Source organism: Thermobacillus sp. (assembly GCF_003390775.1).
GTDB classification, from domain to species: Bacteria; Bacillota; Bacilli; order Paenibacillales; family Paenibacillaceae; genus Thermobacillus; species Thermobacillus xylanilyticus.
The window spans coordinates 1-25,078 of sequence record NZ_QEWA01000048.1 but is presented as its reverse complement, the minus strand read 5'-3'; the positions used below and the strand labels follow the sequence as shown (position 1 = coordinate 25,078).

The 25,078-nt window shown below is 66.1% G+C and carries 14 protein-coding genes; 12 read left to right on the top strand and 2 right to left on the bottom strand.

All coding sequences use genetic code 11. The features are described 5' to 3' along the window. Positions 1-39: 39 nt before the first annotated feature. The 4 genes from C6W55_RS14120 (at position 40) to C6W55_RS14105 (ending at position 7,169) form a co-directional block, all read left to right on the top strand. Positions 40-1,473: a class I SAM-dependent rRNA methyltransferase gene (locus C6W55_RS14120; protein WP_286893336.1), complete on the top strand. Its 1,434-nt coding sequence runs from the start codon at positions 40-42 to the stop codon at positions 1,471-1,473. Positions 1,474-1,604: 131 nt separating this feature from the next. Continuing rightward, on the top strand, positions 1,605-2,153 hold the full coding sequence (locus C6W55_RS14115) for a cysteine hydrolase family protein (RefSeq protein ID WP_286893334.1): 549 nt from the start codon (positions 1,605-1,607) through the stop codon (positions 2,151-2,153). 13 nt (positions 2,154-2,166) lie between these two features. Beyond that, positions 2,167-3,630: a nicotinate phosphoribosyltransferase gene (locus C6W55_RS14110; RefSeq protein WP_286893332.1), complete on the top strand. Its 1,464-nt coding sequence runs from the start codon at positions 2,167-2,169 to the stop codon at positions 3,628-3,630. 116 nt (positions 3,631-3,746) lie between these two features. Then, positions 3,747-7,169: a glycoside hydrolase family 2 TIM barrel-domain containing protein gene (locus tag C6W55_RS14105; RefSeq protein ID WP_286893330.1), complete on the top strand. Its 3,423-nt coding sequence runs from the start codon at positions 3,747-3,749 to the stop codon at positions 7,167-7,169. 111 nt (positions 7,170-7,280) lie between these two features. Here C6W55_RS14105 and C6W55_RS14100 read toward each other — a convergent pair whose 3' ends face one another. Then, the gene (locus C6W55_RS14100) at positions 7,281-8,174 is read right to left on the bottom strand and encodes a glycerophosphodiester phosphodiesterase (protein WP_286893328.1); all 894 of its coding nucleotides are present in this window, start codon (positions 8,172-8,174) and stop codon (positions 7,281-7,283) included. 151 nt (positions 8,175-8,325) lie between these two features. On the opposite strand from C6W55_RS14100, the gene addB reads away from it, so the two are divergent. The 5 genes from addB to C6W55_RS14075 all read left to right on the top strand — a co-directional run bounded on the left by addB (position 8,326) and on the right by C6W55_RS14075 (position 21,295). Continuing rightward, positions 8,326-11,934: a helicase-exonuclease AddAB subunit AddB gene (addB, locus tag C6W55_RS14095; RefSeq protein ID WP_286893325.1), complete on the top strand. Its 3,609-nt coding sequence runs from the start codon at positions 8,326-8,328 to the stop codon at positions 11,932-11,934. Then, positions 11,931-15,782, top strand: coding sequence for a helicase-exonuclease AddAB subunit AddA (addA, locus tag C6W55_RS14090; protein WP_286893322.1), 3,852 nt, complete (start codon positions 11,931-11,933; stop codon positions 15,780-15,782). The genes addB and addA overlap by 4 nt, the downstream gene beginning before the upstream one ends. A 32-nt stretch (positions 15,783-15,814) precedes the next feature. After that, positions 15,815-17,053, top strand: coding sequence for an exonuclease SbcCD subunit D (locus tag C6W55_RS14085; RefSeq protein WP_015255237.1), 1,239 nt, complete (start codon positions 15,815-15,817; stop codon positions 17,051-17,053). 97 nt (positions 17,054-17,150) lie between these two features. Beyond that, a complete protein-coding gene (locus C6W55_RS14080; RefSeq protein WP_015255235.1) occupies positions 17,151-20,624 on the top strand; it encodes an AAA family ATPase in 3,474 nt (1,157 codons plus the stop codon). Between the two features lie 32 nt (positions 20,625-20,656). Then, entirely contained in the window at positions 20,657-21,295 is a 639-nt protein-coding gene (locus C6W55_RS14075; protein ID WP_286893318.1) for a hypothetical protein, read from the top strand. A gap of 218 nt (positions 21,296-21,513) precedes the next feature. Here the strand turns inward: C6W55_RS14075 and C6W55_RS14070 are convergent, their stop codons facing one another. Further along, positions 21,514-23,439 carry an FAD-dependent oxidoreductase gene (locus C6W55_RS14070; RefSeq protein WP_286893315.1) on the bottom strand — a complete coding sequence of 642 codons (1,926 nt, stop codon included), beginning with the start codon at positions 23,437-23,439 and terminating at the stop codon, positions 21,514-21,516. Positions 23,440-23,708: 269 nt separating this feature from the next. Between C6W55_RS14070 and C6W55_RS14065 the strand changes: the two genes are divergently transcribed. The 3 genes from C6W55_RS14065 (at position 23,709) to C6W55_RS14055 (ending at position 24,784) form a co-directional block, all read left to right on the top strand. Next, positions 23,709-24,065, top strand: a complete 357-nt coding sequence (locus C6W55_RS14065; protein ID WP_286893314.1) for a histidine triad nucleotide-binding protein — start codon at positions 23,709-23,711, stop codon at positions 24,063-24,065. 86 nt (positions 24,066-24,151) lie between these two features. Then, positions 24,152-24,322 carry a 30S ribosomal protein S21 gene (gene rpsU / locus C6W55_RS14060; protein ID WP_015255231.1) on the top strand — a complete coding sequence of 57 codons (171 nt, stop codon included), beginning with the start codon at positions 24,152-24,154 and terminating at the stop codon, positions 24,320-24,322. Positions 24,323-24,340: 18 nt separating this feature from the next. After that, on the top strand, positions 24,341-24,784 hold the full coding sequence (locus C6W55_RS14055; RefSeq protein ID WP_015255230.1) for a GatB/YqeY domain-containing protein: 444 nt from the start codon (positions 24,341-24,343) through the stop codon (positions 24,782-24,784). The last annotated feature ends 294 nt before the right edge of the window (positions 24,785-25,078 follow it).

The following is a 25,078-nucleotide window of genomic DNA, read 5'->3' as shown; positions in this document are numbered from 1 at the left end:
AAGGAAAGCTCAAGACAGATTCAGCAGGGGGGCGCGCAAATGGGCGCTGAAGTCATACTGAACGCCAGCCGCCGCAAGCGGCTGGAAGCGGGGCATCCGTGGATCTTTGCGAACGAGATCGAACGAATGGAGGGCGAAGCCGAACCGGGCGATCTCGTCGCCGTGCGCGACCATCGCGGCCGGCTGCTCGCGACGGGTTACTGGAATCCGCATTCGCAGATCGCGGTGCGCGCCGTCGCGTTCGGCCCGTTGGAGCGGATGGACCGCGCATTCTTCGTCAAGCGGTTTGAAGCGTGCCGGCGTCATCGCGAACGGTTCGTGGAGCATCCGCGGGACTGCCGGCTCGTTTACGGCGAAGCCGATTTTCTGCCCGGGCTCATCGTCGACCGGTTCGGCGGCGTGCTCGTCGTGCAGATTTTGACGCTCGGCATGGACGTCAGGCGGCTGGAGATCGTGGAAGCGCTCAAGGAAGTTTTCCAGCCCGACGGCATTTACGAACGGTCCGACGTACCCGTCCGCAAGCTGGAAGGGCTGGAGGAGCGAACCGGCCTCTTGTACGGCGAATGCCCCGAGACCGTCGTCATCGTCGAGAACGGCATCGAACTCGAAGTGGACATCGTAAACGGGCAGAAGACCGGCCATTTCTACGACCATCGCGAGAACCGGGCTGCGATCGCCCCGCTCATGACCGGCTGGGGAGCGCGCAGCGGCATTCGGTACGAGGAGCGGGATGCGCTTGACGTGCCGGACGATTATTTCGCCCTGCGCGGCATCGGAAGGCCGGATGACGGCGGACGGATGCGCGTTCCGGTGAACGCGAACGGACGCGTCGTGACCTATCCCCACTGGGACGGCGCAACCGTGCTTGAATGTTTCGCCCACACCGGCAGTTTCACGCTGCACGCCTGCCGCTACGGCGCGAAGAAGGTCACCTGCCTTGACGTGTCGGAGCACGCGATCGAGACGGCGCGCCGCAACGTCCAGCGGAACGGCTTCGAAGACCGCGTCGAATTCGTTGTCGCCGACGCGTTCGACTACCTGCGCGGCCAGGCGAAGGCGCTGGAGGAACGGGTGCGGCGGGCGCTCGCCGCGAAGGAAGGGAAGAAGATCGACACCTCCGTGCCGATCGGCGGCGAAGGGCGGACCTGGGACGTCGTCATCCTCGATCCGCCCGCGTTCGCGAAGACGCGGAGCGCCGCGGAGAACGCCGTGCGCGGCTACAAGGACATCAACCTGCACGCGATGAAGCTCGTGAACGAGGGCGGCTACCTCGTCACCGCGAGCTGCTCGTACCACGTCTCGCCGGAGATGTTCCTGGGCGCGATCGCCGATGCCGCGAAAGATGCGGGCAAGCTGCTCCGCCTGATCGAATGGCGGACGCAGGCGAAGGACCATCCGCAGATCCTCGGCGTACAGGAAGGGCAGTATCTGAAATTCGCGATTTTCGAAGTGCGCAGCCGCGCATCGATCTGACCGGCCAAGGCTGTTTCCGGGAACCCTGGTTTCCGGGAGCAGTCTTTTTTTCTTGCTTGACATTTCCATGCCGATTGCTTAAATGGGTGTAAGCCGATTGTGAACGATAAGTCTAAAGGGAGGCATGATGCATGAAAAAAGCGCTGATCCACATCGATTACACGAACGATTTCGTCGCGGCGGACGGCGCCCTGACCTGCGGCGAACCGGCCCGGGCGATCGAAGGCAGAATCGCGGAGCTGACGAACCAATTCATCGCCGCCGGGGATCTGGTCGTGTTCGCGATCGACATCCACCACAAGGACGATCCGTACCATCCCGAGACGAAACTGTTCCCGCCGCACAATCTGGCGGGCACGAAAGGCCGGGAACTGTACGGGACCTTGCAAGCCATCTATGAAGCGAACAAGGACAAGCCGAACGTGATCTGGATGGACAAAACGCGGTACAGCGCTTTTGCGGGAACAGATCTCGACATCGTGTTGCGCGCGAGGGGGATCGAAGAGCTGCATCTGGTCGGCGTCTGCACGGACATCTGCGTGCTGCATACGGCGGTGGACGCCTACAACAAAGGGTTCAAAATCGTCGTGCATCAGGGCGCCGTGGCAAGCTTTGATCCGCAAGGCCACGAATGGGCGCTGCGCCACTTCCGGAACACCCTCGGCGCTACCGTCTTGTAAGGGAGAATGAACCATGAACCAGGTCTATCGGGACGACAGCGTGGCGCTTCATACCGACCGCTACCAATTGAACATGGGCGAAGTTTACTGGGCGGACAATGTACACAACCGCAGGGCGGTGTTCGAAGTTTTCTTCCGGAAGATGCCGTTTGGCAACGGGTACGCGATTTTCGCCGGACTGGAGCGGGTGGTGCGGTATCTGCAGCAGTTCCGCTTCTCGGACACCGACCTTGCCTATTTGGAGGAAGAAGGGTACAACGAGGACTACCTGGATTTCCTGAGAACCTTGCGGTTTACGGGCACGATCCGCTCCATGCGGGAAGGGGAGCTCGCATTTGCGGGCGAACCGCTGATGCGCATTGAAGCTCCCCTTATCCAATGCCAGTTGATCGAGACCGCGATATTGAACATCGTCAATTACCAGACGCTGATCGCGACGAAAGCTTCCCGCATCAAGCACATGATCGGCAGCGGCACGGCATTGGAATTCGGCACAAGACGGGCGCAGGAAATGGATGCCGCGGTGTGGGGGGCAAGGGCGGCGATCATCGGAGGTTTCGACGGAACCGCCAATGTCCGGGCCGGCAAGATGTTCGGCATTCCGATCGTCGGCACGCACGCCCACGCGATGGTGCAGGCTTACCGGGACGAATACGAGGCATTCCGGAAATACGCCGGCACCCACAAGGACTGCGTCTTCCTGGTCGACACTTACGATACGCTCCGCTCGGGCGTGCCGAATGCGATCCGGGTGGCCAGGGAATTCGGCGATCGCATCAACTTCGTCGGCATCCGGCTGGACAGCGGCGACCTGGCCTATCTGTCGAAGAAAGCCAGACAGATGCTGGACGAAGCGGGATTCACGAACGCCAAGATCATCGCCTCGAACGATCTGGACGAGCATACGATTCTGAACCTGAAAGCCCAAGGCGCCAAAATCGATGTCTGGGGAATCGGGACGCGGCTAATCACGGCCTGGGACCAACCCGCGCTGGGTGCCGTCTACAAGATGGTGGCGATCGAGGACGAGAACGGGCGGATGGCCGATACGATCAAAATCAGCTCGAACCCCGAAAAAATCACGACGCCCGGGCTGAAAAAAGTGTATCGCATCATCAACCGGCGAAGCGGCAAGGCCGAAGGCGACTACATCGCGCTGGAGCACGAAAAACCGCAGGACGAAGAACGGCTGAAAATGTTCCATCCCGTCCATACGCACATCATGAAGTTCGTGACGAATTTCGAGGCGCGGGAGCTGCACCATACCATTTTCGAAGACGGGAAGCTGGTCTACGAGCTGCCGCCGCTCGATGAAATCCGACGGTTTGCGGCGGACAATCTGGAACTGCTCTGGGACGAGTACAAGCGGACGCTGAATCCGGCGGAATACCCCGTGGATCTGAGCCAGGCATGCTGGGACAACAAAATGGCGATCATCCGCAAAGTCAGGGAGGACATTGAACAGAAAAGGGGCTGAATTAAAGACAATCTTTGCCGGATCGGGGGGATTGTCCGTTTTTCCGGGTATCGAAACGGCGCGCGCTCGACTATAATCGGCTTGTTGGAAAAAATGGCAGGCGCAAAGGAGTCGACATGAATACCCGGATATTGTTCAACGACGGCTGGACGTTCGCGAAGACCGGCCTGAATCGGGAAGGCTGGCAGGGGCTCGCCTTTGAGCCGGTCGACCTGCCCCACGACTGGCTGATCTGGGACACGCGGAACCTGTACGAGAACGGCATCGGCTGGTACCGCAAGACGTTCCGATGGAGGAAGGACGGCCGGCGGGCGCTGATTTGTTTTGACGGCGTCTATATGGACAGCACCGTCTACGTGAACGGCGCGGCGGTCGGCGAATGGAAGTACGGCTACTCCTCGTTCGAGCACGAGATCACCGATGCGCTTGAGGACGGCGAGAACGAGATTGTCGTGAAAGTCGTCCATCAGAGTCCGAACAGCCGCTGGTATTCGGGCGCCGGCATTTACCGCAATGTCTGGTTGAAAACGCGGGGGCCGAACTGGATCGAGACGGACGGCGTGTATGTGTCGGTGCGGCGGCAGGAGGACGGGCGGTGGCTGGTCGGGATCGACACGGAGGTTGTGCTGGCTGACGCAGCGGTGCTGACGCATGCGATCATGCATCGCGGACGGGTGGTTGCGGAGACGTCCGGGCGCGCGGAGGCGGGCTGTTCCGTACTGTCGCACGAGCTCATCGTCGAAGATCCGAAGCTGTGGCACCCGGACGAGCCGAACCTGTACACGCTCGTGACGGAACTGCGGCCGGCGGACGCGGCGTTTGATGCCGAACCGTATGAGCGGGTGGTCCAGCGGATCGGTTTCCGCCATGTCGTGATGGACCCGGATCGGGGGCTGATCGTGAACGGCGGGAAAATGAAGCTGAACGGCGTCTGCGAACACCACGATCTCGGGGCGCTCGGCGCGGCGTTCAACCCCGTCGCGCTGCGGCGCAGGCTCGGGCTGCTCAAGGAAATGGGCGTGAACGCGCTCCGCACCGCGCACAACATGCCGGCGCCGGAGCTGATGGACATGGCGGACGAGATGGGATTCTTCGTCGTCTCGGAGGCGTTCGACATGTGGGAGCGGCCGAAGACGCCGTACGACTACGCGCGGTTTTTCCCGGAATGGGCGGCGAAGGATGTGCGGAGCTGGGTGCGGCGCGACCGGAACCATCCGAGCCTGCTCATGTGGAGCATCGGCAACGAGATCTACGACACCCATGCCGGCGAGCGCGGCCGGGAGCTGACCCGGCTGCTGACCGGCTATGTGCGCGAGCACGATCCGAAGGGGAACGCGCCGGTGACGATCGGCTCGAACTACATGCCGTGGCCGAACGCGCAGAAGTGCGCCGATCTCATCGAGGTCGTCGGGTACAACTACGGGGAGAAATATTACCATCAGCACCATCAGGAGCATCCGGACTGGGTCATCTACGGCAGCGAGACGGCGTCGGTCGTGTCGAGCCGCGGCATCTACCATTTCCCGTTCGAAGCATCGATTCTCGCGGACGACGACGAGCAATGCTCCGCCCTCGGCAACAGCTCGACGAGCTGGGGCGCGAAGTCGGCGGAGGCGTGCATTATCGCGGAGCGCGACGCGCCGTTCTCGCTCGGCCAGTTTCTGTGGACCGGCTTCGACTACATCGGCGAGCCGACGCCGTATCATACGAAGAATTCATATTTCGGGCAGCTCGATACGGCGACGTTCCCGAAGGACTCCTACTATATCTATCAGGCCGCGTGGACGGACCGGCGGAAGCGTCCGGTGGTCCATCTGTTCCCCTACTGGGATTTCAGCCCGGGGCAGATGATCGATGTGCGGGCCGCGACGAACGCGCCGTGCGTGGAGCTCCGGCTGAACGGCCGGTCGCTCGGTGTGCAGCAGCTCGACCATGCGCATGGCACGCAGCTCGTCGGGTGGTGGAAAGTGCCGTACGAACCGGGCGTGCTGGAGGCGATCGCCTATGACGAGGACGGCAACGTCATCGCGACCGATGTGCGGCGCTCGTTCGGGGACTCGAAGCGGATCCGGCTGCGGGCGGACAAGCCGATGCTGGCGGCGGACGGAACGGACCTTGTTTTCGTCGAGATCGGAATGGAGGACGGGGACGGCAACCCCGTCGAAAATGCCGTGAACCGCGTGCGGGTGGACGTTTCCGGCGCGGGCCGGCTCGTCGGCCTGGACAACGGCGACAGCACGGATTACGACCCGTACAAGGGTGTGAGCCGCCGGCTGTTCAGCGGCAAGCTGATGGCGATCATCGCGGCGGGCACGGAACCGGGACCGGTCCGGATCGAAGTCTCGTCCCCCGGACTGGAGACGGCGGTGCTGGAGCTTGAAGCGGTCGCGCCTGCGGGCGGCGCGCCGAAGGGCGTCTCCGCGCGTATGGCGAACCGGCCGCTGCCGGTCGTGACGGGACGCGAAGACGAGGTGCCGGTGCGCAAGATCGAGCTGGTCAGCGCGGCGGGGCAGCGTTTCGATCCGACCCTGCGGGAGATCGTCGTGGAAGCGAGGCTGCACCCGGAGAATGCGTCGTACCGCGATGTCGAATGGCGCGTCGTGAACGACGCCGGCATCGACTCGAATCTCGCGAAAGTCGAGGCGGACGGGCTGGTCGCGAAGGTGACGGCGCTCGGCGACGGGAACTTTCGCCTGCGCTGCATGAGCCGGAACGGCACGGACAAGATCCGGCTGATCGCGAGTCTCGAGTTCGAGGTCGAAGGCCTGGGTCCGGCGTACAAGGACCCGTACGGCTTCATCGCGGGCGGGCTGTACGATGAGGCGGCGGGCGAGGCCGGCAACGGCAACGAGCGCGGCGTCGCGACGGCGCGGGACGGCGAAACGGTTGTCTGCTGGCGCGGCATCGATTTCGGGCCTGTCGGGTCGGACACGATCACGATTCCGATCTTCGCGCTGACGAGCGAGCCGTATTCGCTGCAAATCTGGGAAGGGATGCCCGGCGAGGAAGGGGCCGAACGGCTGGCGGACGTCATTTACCAGAAGCCGTCGCGCTGGAATGTCTATCAGGAAGAGACGTACAAGCTGTCGAAGGTGCTGAAGGGCGTCACGTCGATCAGTTTTGTCACCCGCGCGAAAATGCACATCAAAGGCTTCTCGTTCGCGCGGAGGAACCGGGCGTTCGAGCGGAACGACGCGGCTTCCTGCGATCATATCTACGGCGACACGTTTACAGTGGCCGGCGGCAGGGTCGAGGAGATCGGCAACAACGTCTCGCTGGTATTCGGCGGGATGGATTTCGGCGAGGCCGGCGCGTCGAGGATCGTCATCTGCGGACGCTCGCCGATCGACCGGAACACGATCCATATCCGCTTCGCCGGTCCGGACGGCGAGCAGGCCCGGGCGATCGAGTTCACGGAGTCGAACGGGTATGAAGAGCGCGTATTTGAGCTGGAGCCGGTGGCGGGCGTCCGGGATGTGACGTTCGTGTTCCTGCCGGGGAGCCGGTTCGATTTCGGATGGTTCCGGTTTGAGCGGTAAATCGGATGGTTACGACTCGGGAGACAAGTCGGGATTTCTGCGGTCCGCCGCATGTCCGGGATTTCGGTCCGGGGCGTGCGGCGTTTTTTTATGCGCGCGGGCGGCGAACCGTCATCGGCCAAGCAGCAAAGGATCGTCCGTCAGGATGCCGTCGACGCCGTACCGCAGCAGCCGGCGGGCTTGCCGCTCGCCATGGATGTTCCAGACCATGACGGACAGGCCGCAGGATTGAATTCTGCGGATAACCGGCTTGCGCGCCGACGCGCCGGGCAGATGGACGGCATCGGCGAATTTCCGGTATTCGGCCAGGTCGCGCGACGTGACGCGTTGGCGCGGGCGGACCAGCACGGCGATCGGCATGTTCGGCAGCAGCTCGCGCACCCGGCGCAGGGAGCCGGTGTCGAACGACTGAATGATGATCCGTCCGCGCTCCGGCCGGTCCAATCCGCGCTCGGTCAACAGCCGCGCCAAGGCCTGCTCAATGCCGGGATAGGCGGACGGCTGCTTCAGTTCGAGGATCAGGCCGATGCCGCCGCCGAAGCGGTCCAGCACTTCTTCCAGGGACGGAATCCGCTCGCCCCTGAAGGCCGGGGAGAACCACCCGCCGGCATCCAGGCGGCGGATTTCGCCGAAGGTCAGCTCACCCGCCCGCCCCTTGCCGTTCGTTGTCCGGTCGACGGTTTCATCGTGCAGCGCGATGAGCCGGCCGTCCCGCGTCGCCCGCACATCCAGCTCGATGAAGTTCGCGCCCATGGTCTCGGCGAGGCGGAAGGCGGCCATCGTGTTCTCGGGCGCATATTTCGAAGCGCCGCGATGGGCGGCGATCAGCGGCCCGGCCGCCGGTGTGCGGGCATCCGGGAGACGCGCGTGCACGGACCATGCCGCGGCGTTTCGGCCGGCGCTGAACACATCGGGGTCGGCGGTGCCTGCCGCAGCCGGCGTGAAAACCAGGGCTGCGGCGGCAACGGTCAGCAGCAGGATGCGATGGGACAATGTGCGGCGCAACATCCGCCCTCCTTCCGCAACATTTTCCTCCATTAGGGTGGCTCATTCCCGCGCGGGCATGCACGGAAAACACGAACAAACGTTTGTTTTCTTCGTGATTTTCCCCGGCCGGTATGCTAGAATAAGAGAATCATGGACAGGGGGAATCGCCGTGAAGCTGCGATTCGTGCTCGGACGCGCGGGAACGGGCAAGACGCGCCATTGTCTGGACGAAGTGCGCGCCAGACTGGCGGAAGCGCCCGACGGACCGCCGCTCATCCTGCTCGTGCCCGAGCAGGCGACGTTCACAACCGAATATGCGCTTCTCGGAACGCCCGGCGTGCCCGGCACGATGCGGGCGCAGGCGCTCAGCTTCCGCCGCCTGGCGTTCCGCGTCATGCAGGAGACGGGAGGAACGGCGCTCGTCCCGATCGGCGAGAACGGGAAGAACATGCTGCTGTTCAAATTGCTCCATCGCCACGCCGACCGTTTGCGCCTGTTCGCTGGCAGCGCGGGGCAGCGCGGTTTTGTCGACAAGCTGAACGAACTGCTGACCGAGATGAAGCGGTACGGCGTGACGCCGGAAAGCCTTGAAACGCTGGCGGCGGACGCCGCGCTGGCATCTCCGGACGGGCTGCTCGAGAGGAAATTGCACGACATCCGGCTGCTCTACGCCGAACTGGAGAGCGCGCTTGCCGGTCGATATCTGGACGCCGAAGACGGCCTTGCGTACCTTGCGCGGCGATTCGGCGCCAGCAGCCTCGCGGCGGCCGAAATCTGGGTCGACGGCTTCCATGGCTTTACGCCGGCCGAATACGCCGCGCTGGAGACGATGATCCGCTGCGCGCGGAGCGTGACCGTCACCCTGACCCTCGACCGGCCTTACGGACCGGGTGAACAGCCGTCCGAACTCGATCTGTTCCGGCCGACGGCCGAGACGTACATACGGCTTCGGGAGCTTGCCGAACGATCGGACGTGCCCGTGGAGCCGCCGTTCGTGCTTCGGCCGGAACCGGCCCCCCGCTGGGCCGACAGCCCGATGCTCGCGCATCTGGAGCGCCATTACGGCAGCCGGACGCCGATGGCCGTGCCGGAAGATTGGTTTGATCCGGAGCATCCGCGCTGCGGGGTTGTAATCCGCGCCGCGGCGAACCGGCGCGCCGAAGTCGACGCTGCCGCGCGGGACATCCTGCGCCGCGTGCAGGAGGACGGGCTTCGCTGGCGCGACATCGCGGTCATGGTGCGAAATTTGGCCGATTATGCCGATCTGATCGAGCAGACGTTCTCCGATTACGGCATCCCGTTTTTCCTCGACCGGAAATCCGTCATCCCGCATCACCCGCTTGTCGAGTTCATCCGGTCCGCGCTCGAGACGGTGACCGGGGGCTGGCGGCACGACGCCGTCATCCGGTGCATCAAGACGGAGCTCTTGACGGGTCCGGATTCCGGCGTCGACCGGAGCGATCTGGACCGGCTGGAGAACTACGTGCTCGCCGCGGGCATCGACGGCCGCAGATGGCTGGATCCGGGAAGCTGGCGGCCGATGGTGCGCGATCCGCTGGAGGACGAACCGGGCCATGCGGAAGAAGAAGATCCGGATGCGTTCCGGCGGCTGTTGCAATGCCGGGAACGGATCGTCGCCCCGCTCGACCGGTTCGGCCGGGCGCTCGCCCGCGCCCGGGATGTCCGGGCGATGTGCGCGGCGCTGTATGATCTGCTCGATGCGGTCGGTGCGGCGGATCGGCTGGAAGCATGGAGCCTGGAGGACGCGGAGAACGGCGAATTGCTCCGGTCGCGGGCGCATCGCCAGCTGTGGGACGGCGTCATGAGCCTGCTGGATCAGCTGGTCGAGCTCGCGGGCGAAGAGCGGATGCCGGCCGATCTGTTCGCGGGCATGGTCGAGACGGGACTGGACAGCCTGCAGCTCGGCAGCGTGCCGCCGTCGGTCGACCAGGTGCTGGTCGGCAGTCTGGAAAGGTCGCGCACGGGCGGCGTGCTGGCCGGCTATCTGCTCGGCGCGAACGAAGGCGTGCTGCCGATGCGGTCCCGCGAAGACGGCGTGCTGACCGAGCGGGAGCGGGAGCGGCTCGAGGACGGCGGCATCCGGATGGCGCCCGGCGCCCGCCGCAGGCTGCTGGACGAGCGGTTTCTGATCTACGGCGTGCTGACCATGCCTTCACGCACGCTGTGGATCAGCTGCGCCATGGCGGACGAGGAAGGAAAGGCGCTGTATCCTTCGGAATTGATCCGCCAGGTCCGGACGCTGTTCCCGAAGCTTCCGGTACTGACCGAAACGGGCGAGCCGGACGCGGACGGCGGCGCGGAGGAGCATCTGCGCCATATCCGCCGGCCCGACCGCGCGCTGTCGCTGCTGGTCGGCCAGCTCCGCCGCTTCAAGGAGAGCGGCTGGCTGCCGGATCTGTGGCGCGACATTTACAACTGGTTTGCCGAACGGCCGGAATGGCGGGATCGGCTGGCGGCGGTCGTCTCGTCGCTCCGCTATCGGAACGAAGCGCCTCCCCTTCTTCCCGTGACGGCGCTCCGCCTGTACGGCGACCGGCTGCTGGCGAGCGTATCGCGCATGGAGCGGTTCACGGCATGCCCGTTCCAGCATTTCGCCGCCTACGGATTGAAGCTGGAGGAACGGCGGCTGTACCGGCTGGAGGCGCCGGATGTGGGGCAGCTGTTCCACGCGGCGCTTTCCCGGCTGGCGGATACATACGGCGGGCGGTTGGGCGAGGCGACCCGGGAAGAAATTGCGAAGACAGTTTCCGACATCGTGGACAGCCTGGTACCCCGCCTGCAATCCCGCATTCTCATGAGCAGCAGCCGCTACGGCTTCATCGCGCGCAGGCTCAAGCAGACGATCACCCGGACGGCGGCGGCGCTCGCCGAGCATGCGCGGCGCGGCCTGTTCGCGCCGGTCGGGCTGGAGATCGCCTTCGGCCCCGGCGGCAAGCTGCCGCCGCTCGTGCTGCCGGCCGGATCCGGCCGGTCCGTCGAGGTCATCGGCCGGATCGACCGCGTCGATGCGGCCGAGACGGAGGACGGACTGCTGCTGCGCATCATCGACTACAAATCGTCGGCGCAGGCCTTGCGCCTGGAAGACGTCGTCTTCGGCCTTACGCTGCAGCTGCTGACCTACATGGACGCGCTGCTCACCCATGCCCCGGCATGGCTCGGCAAGCCGGCCGATCCGGCGGGCGTGCTCTATTTCCACGTGCACGATCCGCTGATCTCCGCGTACGCTCCGCTGCCGGGCGAAGAGGTGCGCCGGCAGACGCTGCGGCGCTACAAGACGCGGGGATTGCTGTCGGCGGATGAGCGGATCATCCGGATGATGGACCGGGAGCTGGAGACGGGACGCTCGGATCTGGTGCCGGCCGGGCTCAAGAAAGACGGCGGATTCTACAGCGACTCGGCCGTTGTGACGCGGGAGGAATGGAACGTGCTGCGCGGCGCCGTCCGCCGGACGATCGAACGGATCGGCAGCCGCATACTGGACGGCGAAGTCGCGATTGCGCCATACCGGCAGGGGAACCGGACGCCGTGCGCGTTCTGTCCGTACAAGCCGGTGTGCCATTTCGACCCGCTGATCGAAGGCAACGGGTACAAGCGCATCGCCCGGATTCCGAAGGAACGGATATGGGACTTGCTGCGCGAGGGAACGGATGCCGAGAAAGCGCCGGTCGGTCCGTCCGTGTCGGACGGAGCCGCCGCGGGCGGCGGTTTGGCCGGAGGCGGCGGGAACGGCGTTGTGGAAAGCGGAGGTGAAGGATGATGGCCGGGGGCGGCATGACGGCAACACCGGCCGGACCGTCCTGGACGGAAGACCAGCTGCAGGCGATCGAGGTATCCGGGCGGAACGTGCTGGTCGCGGCGGCGGCCGGATCGGGCAAAACGGCGGTGCTCGTCGAGCGCATCATCCGCAAAATTTCTTCCGACACCGATGTCGACCGGCTGCTGGTCGCGACGTTCACGAACGCGGCGGCAGCGGAGATGAAGGAGCGGATCCGGATCGCGCTCGAGCAGGCGCTGGAGCGGAATCCCGGGTCCGACCATCTGCGCCGCCAGCTCGCCTTAATGGGCAGAGCTTCGATCACGACGCTCCACTCGTTCTGTCTGGACGTCATCCGCCGGTACTATCCGCTGATCGGACTGGATCCCGGCTTCCGGGTCGCGAACGAGACCGAGGCTGAATTGCTGCAGGCCGAGACGCTCCAGGATCTGTTCGAGGACCGGTATGCCGGAGATGAGGACGGGCTGTTCGCGCGGCTGGCCGAGACGTTCGGCGGCGACCGGAGCGACGAGCCGTTGGCGCGCCTTGTGCTTGATCTGTACCATTTCGCGCTCAGCCACCCGTGGCCGGAAGCGTGGCTGCGCGCCTCCGCTGCCGCGTTCCGCGCCGCAAGCCCGGACAATCTGGCGGACAGCGCATGGGGACGCGATATCGGGCGCGCCGTGCTGCTCGAACTGGAAGCGGCGGAGTCGCTGCTCGATCAGGCGCTTGCCGGCGCCCTTCGGCCGGACGGTCCCGGAGCTTACGCCGATACGCTGCGGGACGATCTGAACGCGGTGCGCGCGCTGCTCGATACGGTGCGGGACAAGCCGATGTCCGAATGGTTCGGCGCTTTCCGCGCCGCGCAGTTCGGGCAGCTCAAGCGGCAGCGCGGCGATGATGTGAACAAGGAGCTGCAGGAGCGGGTCAAGGCGCTGCGCGACGACGCGAAGAAGATTGTCGGCGGCCTTGCGGACGAGCTGTTCAGCCGGACGCCGGCGGAATACGCCGCCGAGCTGAACGACGCGGCTCCGCTCATGGAGGCGCTGGCCGAACTCGTCATCGAATTCGGACGGCGCTACGAAGCGGCGAAGCGGGCGAAGGGACTGGTCGATTTCGGCGATCTCGAGCACTACTGCCTGCGCATTTTGCGCGATCCCGCCTCGACGCCCGAGCGGACGATCCCGTCCGCCGCCGCGCTCGACTACCGGGAGCAGTTCGAAGAGATTCTGCTCGACGAATACCAGGACACGAACCAGGTTCAGGAAGCGATCATCGATCTGATCGCCCGTCCGGGCGCCGGCAACCGGTTCATGGTCGGCGATGTGAAGCAGAGCATCTATCGGTTCCGGCTGGCCGAGCCGGGGCTGTTCCTGGACAAATACCGGCGGTACGCGGCGGGAGAAGCAGCGGGCGAGGCGCCCGGCCTGCGCATCGATCTTGCGCGCAACTTCCGCAGCCGGAAGGAAGTCGTGGACGGCGTCAACGACGTGTTCCGCCGCATCATGCGCGAGCGCGCGGCGGAAATGGATTACGACGAACGCGCCGAGCTGAAATACGGCGCGTCGTACCCGGACGCCGACCCGGGACTTGACGGAGAAGACAGGTTCACCGTCGAATGCGTGCTGCTCGACCGCGGCGCCGCTTCCGACGGAGCGGAGGACGAAGGCGCGGAGGGCGAAACGGTCGGTGAGACGGCGGAGGATGCGGAAGCGCGCGCCGCCGCTGAAGAAGCGGCCGAACTGGAGACGGCCCAGCTCGAAGCGCGCTGGATCGCCGCGCGCATCCGCGCGATGATCGCCGGCGAAGACGGGCGCCCGCCGCTCCGCGTCTACGATGCGAAGCGGCGCGCCCATCGCCGGGCGGCGTGGCGCGATTTCGTGATTCTGCTGCGCGCGCCGGGAACGTGGGCGCAGGCGATGACGGACGAGCTGGCCGCGGCGGGCATTCCGGCGTATGCCGAGCAGAAGGGCGGCTACTTCGAGCAGACGGAAGTGGAGACGGTGCTTTCGCTGCTCCGGGTCATCGACAACCCGTACCAGGACATTCCGCTGGCCGGCGTGCTGCGCTCGCCGATCGGCGGCCTGAATGCCGAGGAACTGGCCGCCGTGCGCATCATCGCGCGCCGGGGGCCGTTCTTCGACGCGGTGCGGAGCGCCGCGGCCGATCCCGAGGCTCCCGAAGCCGTACGCCGCAAGCTGAACGCGTTCCTCGCGCGGCTGGAGCGCTGGCGCGGCGAGGCTCGGCAAGGGTCGCTGACCGAGCTGATCCGGCGGATCTACCGCGAGACCGGGTATTACGATCTGACCGGCGGATTGCCCGGCGGCGTGCAGCGGCAGGCGAACCTGCAGGCGCTGCTTGACCGCGCGCGGCAGTATGAAGCGACCTCGTTCCGCGGCCTGTTCCGCTTCCTGCGCTTCATCGACCGGCTGCGCGACCAGGGCGGGGATCTCGGGACGGCCAAGACGCTCGGCGAGCAGGACGACGTCGTGCGCATCATGTCCATTCACGCGAGCAAAGGGCTGGAGTTTCCCGTCGTCTTCGTCGCGGGACTCGGCAAAAGGTTCAACTTCACCGATCTGAACGGCTCTTTCCTGATGCACAAGGAGCTCGGATTCGGCCCGCGGATGGTCGACCCGGACCTGCGCGTCAGCTTTCCGTCGCTGCCGCAGCTCGCCATCCGCCGTCGGCTGAAGGCCGAGATGCTGGCGGAAGAAATGCGGGTGCTCTACGTCGCCATGACCCGTCCGAAGGAAAAAATGATCCTTCTCGGCACGGCGAAGGACGCGGCGGCGGAACTTGAGCGGTGGCGGGGAACGGTTCGTCAGGACGGCAGCATGCCGGATCACGCGCTGACGTCGGCGCGCTGCTATCTCGACTGGCTGATGCCGCCGATCGTCCGGCAGGCCGAGCCGGAAGCGGGGCCGGCGGCCGCGGGCGGGCCGGCCGCGCTCGGATGGCGGTTCGGCGTGACGCCTGCGGAACTCCTGGTCGCGGAGGCCGCTGCCGCCGCCGAGGCGGCCGATGCGACGGAGGATGAGCGCGGAGAATTACTGCGTCTGATGTCGGCGGGCGAGAGACTGCCGTCGCCGGGCGCGCACGCGGAAGAAGTGGAGCGCCGCCTGTCCTGGCGGTATCCGCATGAGGCCGCGGCCGGCATCGCCGCGAAAACATCCGTCACCGAGATGAAGCGGATGCTGGCGGCGGCCGAAGCGGACGAAGGGGCGGAGCAGGCGTCCGCCCTGCCGCGGCCGGCATCGGGCGGCGGAGAGCCGCCCGCATTCCGGCTGCGGCGGCCGCGCTTTCTGGAAGAGCGGTCGCTGACGCCGGCGGAGCGCGGCACGGCCGCCCACCTGATCATGCAGCACATGCCGGCCGCCGGTCCGCACGGCGAGGAACACGTGCGCGACATCGTCCGGTCGATGGTGGAGCGGCAGATGCTGACGCCGGCGCAGGCCGAAGCGGTAGATTGCGCGGTGATCGCCGCGTTTTTCGCAGGGGAGCTCGGACGGCGGCTTGCCGCCGCCCGGCGCGTGATGCGGGAAGTGCCGTTCAGCCGCACCGTGCCGGCCGGCCGCATCCGGCCGGATCTCGCGGGCAATCCGGCGGCGGAAGAGCCCGTGCTCATCCAGGGCGTCATCGACTGTCTGTTCGAAGACGAAGAGGGTCGTCTCGTCCTGGTCGATTACAAAACGGACCGGATCTGGGACGGCAATGTCGAAGCCGCCGCGGAGCGCCACCGGTTCCAGCTTGAACTGTACGCCGAATCGATCGGCATCATCCTCGGCCGGAACGTCGACGAGGCGCATGTCTTTTTCTTCGACGCCGCACAAGCGGTGCGGATTGTCTAGGATGCGGAATGTCCACGAAGGGAGGAAGCGGCATGCGCGTGCTGCATACGGGCGACTGGCATTTCGGACGATCGCTGGAAGGCAGGAGCCGCCTGCCGGAACAGGAGGCGTTCGTCGACGAATTGGTCGCGATCGCGGAGGAGGAAGCGGTCGATCTCGTGCTCGTCGCCGGCGATGTCTACGACTCGGTCAATCCTCCGGCCGCCGCGGAACAGCTTTATTTCGAGGCGCTGACGCGGCTCTCGGACGGCGGGCGCCGGGCCGTGGCGGTCATTGCGGGCAACCACGACCATCCCGAACGGATCGCGGCCAGCGCCCCGCTCGCCGTGCGGAGCGGCATCCATCTTGCCGGGCTGCCGGCCGCCGAACCGCTGGTGATCGGCGTCCCGCGCACCGGCGAGACCGCTGTCATCGCGGCGCTGCCCTATCCGTCCGAGTCGCGGCTGAACGAGCTGCTTGCGGCGGAAGCGGACGAACAGGCGCTGCGCGGCGCCTATTCGGAGCGGGTCGGCCGGCTGATGGCGGATCAGGCTTCCGCGTTCCGGCCGGATGCGGTCAATCTGGCGATGAGCCATCTGTACGTGCTCGGGGGCGTCGAGTCCGATTCGGAGCGGCCGATCCAGGTCGGCGGCGCCTATACGGTCGATCCTTCCGCGCTGCCCGCGGAGGCGCAGTACACGGCGCTCGGCCATCTGCATCGGCCGCAGCGGGCAGCCGGCCGGGAGACGGTGCGCTACTGCGGTTCGCCGCTCGCCTACAGCTTCTCGGAAGCGGGGCAGGCGAAATCGGTCGTGCTGTTCGAGGCGGTTCCCGGCCGTCCGGTCGAGCCGCAGGAAGTGCTGCTGTCTTCGGGCCGCCCGCTCGTCCGCTGGACGGCGGCGGGCGGGCTCGCGGAAGTCTGGCGGTGGCTCGACGAAGGCCGGGATCCGCGCGCCTGGATCGATCTCGAGATCCATACGGCCGATCTGATCGCGCCCGAGGAGATCGCCCGGCTGCGCAAGGCGCATGACGGCATCGTACATATCCGGCCGGTTTTTCCGGAAGAGGCAGGCCGGGGAGGGACGGAGGCGGCGCAGCGCGACCAGCTCCCGGTGGATGAACTGTTCTGCCGGTTCTACGCGCAGAAGACCGGCGGCGCCGAGCCGGACGAAGCCTTGATCCGGCTGTTCCTCGAACTGCTGGCCGAACAGGACGTCGGTGATGCGGCTGCCGGCCGTGCGGAATTGGCCGTGCAGACCGCGGCAGCCGATGACGGAGGGGATGTCGGATGACCGTGACGCATGAACGGCGGATGTCTTATGCGAGGCCAACGGACACGGTCGTTTCCGGCATTTGTCCGGCGAATGCGGCGTATGGGGGTGACGGGGCTTGAAGCCGATCCGTCTGACATTGGCCGGCCTGCAAAGCTATCGCGAGAAGCAGGAAGTCGATTTCGAACGGCTTTGCGAGGGCGGCGTGTTCGGTATTTTCGGACCGACGGGCAGCGGCAAGTCGTCCATTCTGGACGCGATGACGCTGGCGCTCTACGGCAAGGTGGAGCGGGCCGCGAAGGGGACGCAGGGCATTTTGAACCAGGCGGAAAATACGCTCTCGGTCGCGTTCACGTTCGAGTTGACGGGCGCGGAAGGGACGACGCGGTACAGAGTCGAGCGCGGCTTCAAGCGGACCGGAGGCGCATCCGTCACTTGCCATCTGTGCCGGTTCATCGAGGTCCGTCCGGAGGGCGACGCGGTGCTGGCGGACAGGCTCGCCGACGTGAACCGGTGCGTCGAGGAGCGGATCGGCCTGACGATGGACGATTTCACCCGCGCGGTCGTGCTGCCCCAGGGCAAGTTTGCGGAGTTTCTGTCGCTGGGGGGCAAAGACCGGCGCCAGATGCTGCAGCGGCTGTTCGCGCTCGAGCGGTACGGCGACGAGCTGCTGTTGAAGCTGAACCGGCGCGCCCAGGAAACGGGCGCGGAGCTGGCCCGGACGGCCGCCGAGCAGCAGGGGCTCGGCGACGCGTCCGAAGCGGCGCGGGAAGCCGCCGCCGAAGCCCGCAGGCAGGCGGCGGAAGCCGCCGGCATCGCCCGCGCGGAGCTCGCCGCCGCCGAGGAAGCGCATGCCGCGCTGCGCCAGGTGCGCGAGCGCGAGGAGGAGCGGCGGGCGCTTGCCTCGCGGCGGGAGGCGCTTCAGGCCGATGCGCCGCGGATCGCGCGGCTGGAAGCCGAGCTGGCCCGGCTGGAGCAGGCGGAGCGGCTCAGGCCCGCGCTGGAGGCGGCGGATGAGGCGCAGCGCGGACGGCGGGAAGCCGAAGCCCGCCATGCGGAAGCCGAGCGCGAGCACGCCGCCCGCAAGGAGGCCGCCGCGGCGGCGGAAGCCGCTTGGGCCGAAGCGGAACGGGAGGCGGCCGAGGCGGAACCGCGCATGGCGGCGCGCCTCGAACAGCTCGCGCAGGCGGAAGCGCTGGAGCGCGAGGCGGCGGCCATCGCCGAGGAAGCGGAGGAAGGCCGGCGGCGGCTTGCGGAAGCCGAGGAGCGGATGCGGGCCTGCGAGGCGCAGGCGGCGAAGGCCGCCGGACTGCTCCGGCGGGCGGCCGCCCGGCAGCAGGAACTGCGGGAGCAGCTCAAGGCGGTCGAACTGACGCCCGAGGAGCGCAGCTCCTGGATGGCGGCCGCCGCCCAGGCGGAGCAGCTCCGCGCCGCCGCCGCCCGCCGTGCCGAGGCGGAGCGGGAGCTTGCCCAGGCGGAGCAGGCATTATCCCGGGCACGGGAGGCGGCCCGGGAGGCGGAGGGCCGGCGCGCGGCGATGGTGCGGCAGGCGGAGGCGCTGCTCGACCGGGCAGCCGACGCGTTCCGCCGGGTGAGCGGATTGGAAGCGGAGATCCGGCGGGAAGCGGAACGGCTGCCCGCGCTGACCGCCGCGCTGCGCGAGCGGGTGCGCGAAGCGGAACGCCGGCAGCTTGCGGCCCGGCTGGCCGAGACCCTCAAGGACGGGCAGCCCTGCCCGGTGTGCGGCGCGCTCGACCATCCGCGCCCGCATGTGCCGGAGCCGGGCCTTGCCGATGAGGATGCCCGCGCGGCGGAAGCGTTCGTCCGCCGGGGCGAGCGGCTCGCCGATGAGCTGGGCGGTCTGCGGCTCAAGGTGAACGCGCTGCTGCAGCAGGCCGGCCAGACGGTGAGGACGACGGCCGAAGCCGCCGGGCGGACGTTCGCCCTGCCGGAAGATAGCGGCGGCGAAGTCCCCGGTGAAGACGCCGCTCTGCGGGAAGCGGCCGCGGCGGCCGGGCCGGATGCCGATCCGGACGCAGCGGCGGCGTCCGCGCTCGATGCCGCGGCCGCCCGCGCGGAGGAAGCCCGCCGTCTCGCCGGCCTGTGCGAAGCGGATTGGCGCGCCATCGCCCGCGAAGCGGATGAGCTGGCGCGCGGGCTCGCGGAAGCCGACCGCGTCCATTCGCGCGCAGCCGTCGAGGCGGAAGCGTTCGCCGCGGCTTGCGAAGCCGTCGCCTCAAGGCATCGCGAAGCGGCGGAAGCGCACCAGGCGCAACTCGATGTCTGGCGCGGCCGGTTCCCGTCGCTCGAGCCGGAGGACGCGGACGAGGCCGTCCGGGAATGGGAGCGGCGCGACCGCGAAGCACAGGAAATCCGCCAAAAGCTGGAGCGGAGCGTGCCGTTCGTCGAAGAGCAGCAGAAGCTGGCGCAAGAAGCGGAGCGCGGCATGCACGAAGCCCGGCTGGCGCGCGAGGTGTGGCGCGAACGGCTCGAAGCCCGGAGCAGGGCGCTGGAAGACTTGCGCAACCGCCTGGCCGCCTGGACGGGCGGCCGCCCCGCCGCGGAGCTGATGCAGGAAGTCCGGCGGGAAGCGGAGGCGCTGCGCGCGCGCCTTGCCGATTGCCGGGAACGGCGGGAGACGGAGGCCAGGATGCTCCAGCAGGCGGCCGAACGCCGCGCCTCGGCGGCGGAGGCGGCGCAATCCGCGGCCGTAAGGGCGCAGGAAGCCGAACGCCGGCTGCAGAAGCAGCTCGAGGCATCTGACTTCCGCGATGCCGATGAAGCGAGAGCGGCGCTCGAAGCGCTGCCCCGCAAGGCGGCCGCCGCCGCGGAGATCGAGGCGCACCGCGAGGCGATGCGCCAGATCGAAGCGGGGATCGCCCATATCGACGAGGTGCTGCAGGGCCGATCGGTGAGTGATGAGGACTGGCGCGCGGGCGAAGAGCGGCTTGCGGCGGCGAAAGCGCGGGCCGAGGAAGCGCTCGCGGCCGCGGCCAAAGCCGAGCGCGACCTGGAGGAGCTCGAACGGAAGGCCGCCCGGTGGGCGGAGCTGGAAAGCAGGCGGCGGGAACTGGAGGAGCTTACGGGAAGGTATGCGAAGCTGCAATCCGTGTTTCGCGGCAACGCGTTCGTCGAATTCGTCGCGGAAGCGCAGCTCGAACAGGTGTGCCGCGCCGCTTCGGAGCGCCTCGGCTTCCTGACGAAGCGGCGGTACGCCCTCGAGCTGGATTCCGCCGGCGGTTTCGTCATCCGGGACGACGCGAACGGCGGCGTGCGCCGCCCGGTCAGCACGCTGTCCGGCGGTGAGACGTTCCTCGCGTCGCTCGCGCTGGCGTTGGCGCTGTCCGGCCAGATTCAACTGCGCGGCCAGCATCCGCTGCAGTTTTTCTTCCTGGACGAAGGGTTCGGCACGCTCGACCCCGAGCTGCTGGACACGGTCGTCACCGCGCTCGAGCGGCTGCATACGGACAACCTGGCAGTCGGCGTGATCAGCCACGTGCCGGAGCTGAGGGCGCGGCTGCCGAGGCGGCTGATCGTCGAGCCTGCGGAGCCCGCGGGCAGCGGCAGCCGCGTCCGGCTGGAAACGCTCTAGCCGCCGTGGTACACTGCTGAAGGGTGATCATCATGGACGACAAGACTACGCATGGAGACGAGCTCGACCGCGAGACGGCCGGCAGGCGCGGCTGGTACGCGCCGGTTGTGTCCGTGCTGCTCGTGCTCAGCCTGATCGGCAACGTCTATCTGTATACGCTGGTGCTGCAGGACGGCCGCGACCGGCGGGAAGCGGAAGGCCATCAGCTTGCCGGGGATCTGACCGCGGCAGCCGTTTCCCTCGCCTCCGCCAGCCGGACGCTGGACCAGCTTATGCTTGCGCAGGGAGCGGATCGCGTTCGCATCAAGGTGGAGCTGGAAGGCGATCTGTCGGCGGGGCTCCCGGCGGTCGCGCGGCTCATCGGGGCGGCGGCAGGCAAACCCGCGGGCTCGCAAGTGAAGGCGATCGAAGAAGCCGCGCTGTCCGGGCTGCAAGCCGCATACGCGAAGCTTCGCGAACTCGGCGCGCACACGGAGCCGCTGTCGGAAGCGGAACTCCGGGAGCTGGACGGACTCAAGGCGCTGCTCGGCAGCTTGGCCTCGTCCGCCGACAGCGTGCATGTGCCGGACGATCTGACGGACATGGCGGCCATGCAGCTGGCGGCGGGCGGACGCTGGATCGACGCCGCGGCCGAAGCCGCGCAGGCGCTGAAGGACTGGGCAGATGGATAATAAAAACCGACCGGGCAGATCGAAACCGACCGAAGCAGACCGTAAACAGACGGAAAGCGGGATCCTCCCCGAATGGGGAGCGGTCCCGCTTTCTGCCATGTAGTGCACATCTGCACCAGATTGGCCGTCAAAATTCCGGAAAGGCATCATGTAGTGCACATTTGCACCAGATTGGCCTCCTATCTCTGGGGAGGGGCCATGTGATGCAAAAACCGACTTCACCGCGCTGCCGCGGCCAGCGGCTTCAGTTCGGCCGCGAGCAGCTCGGCCGCCTTGCGCGCGCTGGAGAAGGCGCGTTCGGCGAGTTCGCCCTTGCCTTCGCAGCCGTCGCCGCAGAAATAGAACGGCACGCTCTCGAGACGCACCGGCAGCATCCGGTTGTCCGCCGTATGCTTGACGCTCTGCACCATCGCCTTCTTGGAGACGCGCTTGACGACGACGGCTTCGCGCCAGCCCGGATAATGCCGGTCGAACAGCGCCTCCATGCCGGCCAGACGCTCATCCAGATAGGCTTTGCGCTGCTCCTCGTTCTCGAACGCGTCGTCCGCCAGATAGGCGACGCCTTGCAGCAGCTGGCCCCCTTCCGGCACCAGTGTGTCATCCGTGGCGGAGACGTCGGTGATGAACATTTTGCTGTCGAGGTCGCTGATGTAGCTGAACGGCCGCGCCACGATCCGGCTGAGCCCGATGTCGTACACCATGACCTCGGTCGAACGGTTGTTTTCATACGGCGCGAGGAACGGTTCCCACGGCGTGCCCTTGAGCAGCTTGGCCACCTGCTGGACCGGCATGGCGAAAATGACGCGGTCGAACACATCTTCCCGCTTCTTCGTCGCAATCACATAGCGCCCGTTCTCGTAGCGGATGCTTTCCGCCCCTTCCTGAAGCGCGATGTTCCATCGGCCGGACGATTCGATTTTCAGCTTGAGCTGGTTCGTGATGACGGCCCAGCTGCCAAGAATGTAGTTGACCGGCCGCTGGGACAGGAACAGGTTGTGGTAATAGTCGCTGATGACGTGGCCGGGCACCTTGCGTGCGTCCTCCGGCGCGATGAAGAAATTCGAGCAGACGAGATGCTCCCACAATTCCTTCACCGTGTCATCGGCTCCGGATTCCGCCAGATAGTCGCCGAGCGTCGGATAATTTTTCAGGGTGTGGATGTTGGCGATAACCGCCGCCGCTTCGGCGGCGAACCGCATTTTCCCTTTCGCATCCAGCAGATCCGTCTTCATCAGATTGACGAAGTCGAGCGGCGCGGTCGTGATCTCGCCGTTCTTCGCGTACATGACGCGCCGTTTGTCGACCTGTCGGCTGCCGAACGAAAGTCCGAGTTCCTGCTCGATCACAGACAGCGTATGCCGGTCAATGCCATAAATGGCATGAGCCCCGTAATTGAGGGTGAATCCCGCTTTCTCGTACGTGAATGCGCGGCCGCCGAGCTGCGGGCTGCGCTCGAACAGTACGCCTTCCATGCCGGGCTGTTCCGACAGATAGGCGGCTGCGGTCAGTCCCGCCAGGCCGCCGCCGATGACGGCTATCTTCATTCGATGTTCCTCCTTCGCGCCGGCTCCCCGGCCGATTGTCCAATCTTCAGCCTCGTGCATGTGCCGGATGCCGGCCCAGGCGGCGGCCATCCGGCGGCGCAGCAACTCCTCGAGGCTGGCGCCTTCGCCGTTCAGCCACGCCGTGACCGTTCCGTCATAGACGGCCAGCAGAAACGCCGCCTTGTCCCGGTCGCCGAGCCAGCGCATCAGCTCCTCCAGCAGAGCGGCCCGCAGCCGGCTTTGCAGCCGCCTGAGATACGGCTGGTCGGCGCTGACCGCCGCCAGATGAAGCACAACGCGCGGCACCGGCTCCAATACCGACCCGAGGTCTAAAAACAGCTGCAACATATGCGATTCCACCGAGCCGATCCGCAGCGGGCTCCGCTCCTTCGCCCATCGTTCCAGGACGGCGAGCTGGCGCTGCGGCAGTTCGCCGAGCAGTTCATCCTTGCTTTTGAAATAATGATAAAACGTGCCCTTGGACGTGCCGGTCGCCGCGATGATGTCGTCGACGGACACATTGTCGTAACCGCGCTCGCGGAACAGGCGGAACGCCGTCTCCGCGACCAGGTATTTCTTCTTTCGCGTGGAGGCGCGCACGGACCGTCAGCCGCCTTTCCCAACGTGATTTTGTGACGGTTTTGTGTCTATTATACGACGGATGGGTGGCGGAATCCATCTCAATTTAGACTGATAGTCTAATTAATTTGAGATGAATTCGTTTCGGCTGCCCGCCGGCGGGCTGCCGATTGGACGAGGGGGAGGCTTATACGCTACAATGGAAGAAAAAAATGCCGCCGGCGGCGCAACGTTCCGGCATTCGGCACGGACGCGCGCCTTGAGGCATTTGAAAACGGGAGGAAGCCTTGATGTCGGATTGCATTTTCTGCAAAATCGTTGAGGGTTCGCTGCCGTCCACGAAGGTGTACGAAGACGACGACGTGCTGGCGTTCCGCGACATCCAGCCGGCCGCTCCGGTCCATGTGCTGATCATTCCGAAGAAGCACATCGCGACCATGAACGACGTAACGGACGAAGACGGAGCGCTCATCGCCAAGATTTTCGCCGCGGCGCGGAAAATCGCGGCCGATCTCGGTGTCGCCGAGTCCGGTTACCGGCTCGTGAACAACGTGAACCGGGACGGCGGACAAGTCGTCTATCACCTGCACGTCCACCTGCTCGCGGGACGGAAACTGGGAGCGCTCGTACAGCCTGACGCAAGTTGACACTGCCTTTTCCGATCCCCTATAATGAAATTTGATAACCGTGTTTGCTGTACGGCTGCGGTCCGTTCCGGAGGGAGGGAAGACGGGTGTCCGAGACAAGAGTTCGCAAGAACGAAACCATTGACGCTGCGCTGCGCCGCTTCAAGCGTTCCATTGCGAAGGACGGCGTTCTGGCCGAAATCCGGAAACGCAAGCACTACGAGAAGCCGAGCGTAAGACGCAAGAAGAAGTCCGAGGCTGCGCGCAAGAGAAAGTAATAGGAGGATCTTCCCACGATGACCCTCGCTGAACGGTTGAACGAAGACTTGAAACTGGCAATGAAAAGCCAGGACAAATTCAAACTTTCCGTCCTGCGAATGGTTCGCGCGGCGATCAAGAACCAGGAGATCGAACGCAAGCGGGCGCTTGACGACAGCGAAGTGATCGATGTCCTGAGCCGCGAGATCAAGCAGCGCAGGGATTCCCTCCAGGATTTCGAGACAGCCGGCCGCACCGATCTGGCGGAGCAGGCATCCGCCGAAATTGAGATCATCAGCGCATACCTTCCCAAGCCGCTGACGGACGAAGAAGTGACAGCCCTCGTACAGCAGACGATTCAGGAGACCGGCGCTTCTTCCAAAGCCGACATGGGCAAAGTGATGGCAGCCCTGATGCCGAAGGTGAAAGGCCGCGCTGACGGCAAGCTGGTCAATCAGATCGTGTCGAAGCATCTCAGTTGACAAAAGCAAGCAAAGCGCTCCGTTACGGAGCGCTTTTCTGCTGTACGGCGTGCCCAGAAAGCACGTATCTTCTAGCCGGTGAAAGTCCGGCCACGGGAGGGGCCAAGTCCCCGTGTAGCCAGGATGCCTGCGTACGGCGAAATCCGTGCGTAGGAGCGCATCGACGGAAGTACCTGTCAGAGACAGGGCGAGCAACATGTCAGGCCGTAACATCAAGTGAATCCTGCCGCGTCGTCAAAAAGGCCTCGCAAGAGGGAAAAGAGGAAGCCGAGCCCCGCGTACATGGGCGAAGGC

What these genes read in the sequence shown, in the direction of transcription:
- C6W55_RS14120 (WP_286893336.1), top strand. Translation starts at nt 40, where the DNA reads ATGGGCGCTGAAGTCATACTGAACGCCAGCCGCCGCAAGCGGCTGGAA.
- C6W55_RS14115 (WP_286893334.1), top strand. Translation starts at nt 1,605, where the DNA reads ATGAAAAAAGCGCTGATCCACATCGATTACACGAACGATTTCGTCGCG.
- C6W55_RS14110 (WP_286893332.1), top strand. Translation starts at nt 2,167, where the DNA reads ATGAACCAGGTCTATCGGGACGACAGCGTGGCGCTTCATACCGACCGC.
- C6W55_RS14105 (WP_286893330.1), top strand. Translation starts at nt 3,747, where the DNA reads ATGAATACCCGGATATTGTTCAACGACGGCTGGACGTTCGCGAAGACC.
- addA (WP_286893322.1), top strand. Translation starts at nt 11,931, where the DNA reads ATGATGGCCGGGGGCGGCATGACGGCAACACCGGCCGGACCGTCCTGG.
- C6W55_RS14085 (WP_015255237.1), top strand. Translation starts at nt 15,815, where the DNA reads ATGCGCGTGCTGCATACGGGCGACTGGCATTTCGGACGATCGCTGGAA.
- C6W55_RS14075 (WP_286893318.1), top strand. Translation starts at nt 20,657, where the DNA reads ATGGACGACAAGACTACGCATGGAGACGAGCTCGACCGCGAGACGGCC.
- C6W55_RS14065 (WP_286893314.1), top strand. Translation starts at nt 23,709, where the DNA reads ATGTCGGATTGCATTTTCTGCAAAATCGTTGAGGGTTCGCTGCCGTCC.
- C6W55_RS14055 (WP_015255230.1), top strand. Translation starts at nt 24,341, where the DNA reads ATGACCCTCGCTGAACGGTTGAACGAAGACTTGAAACTGGCAATGAAA.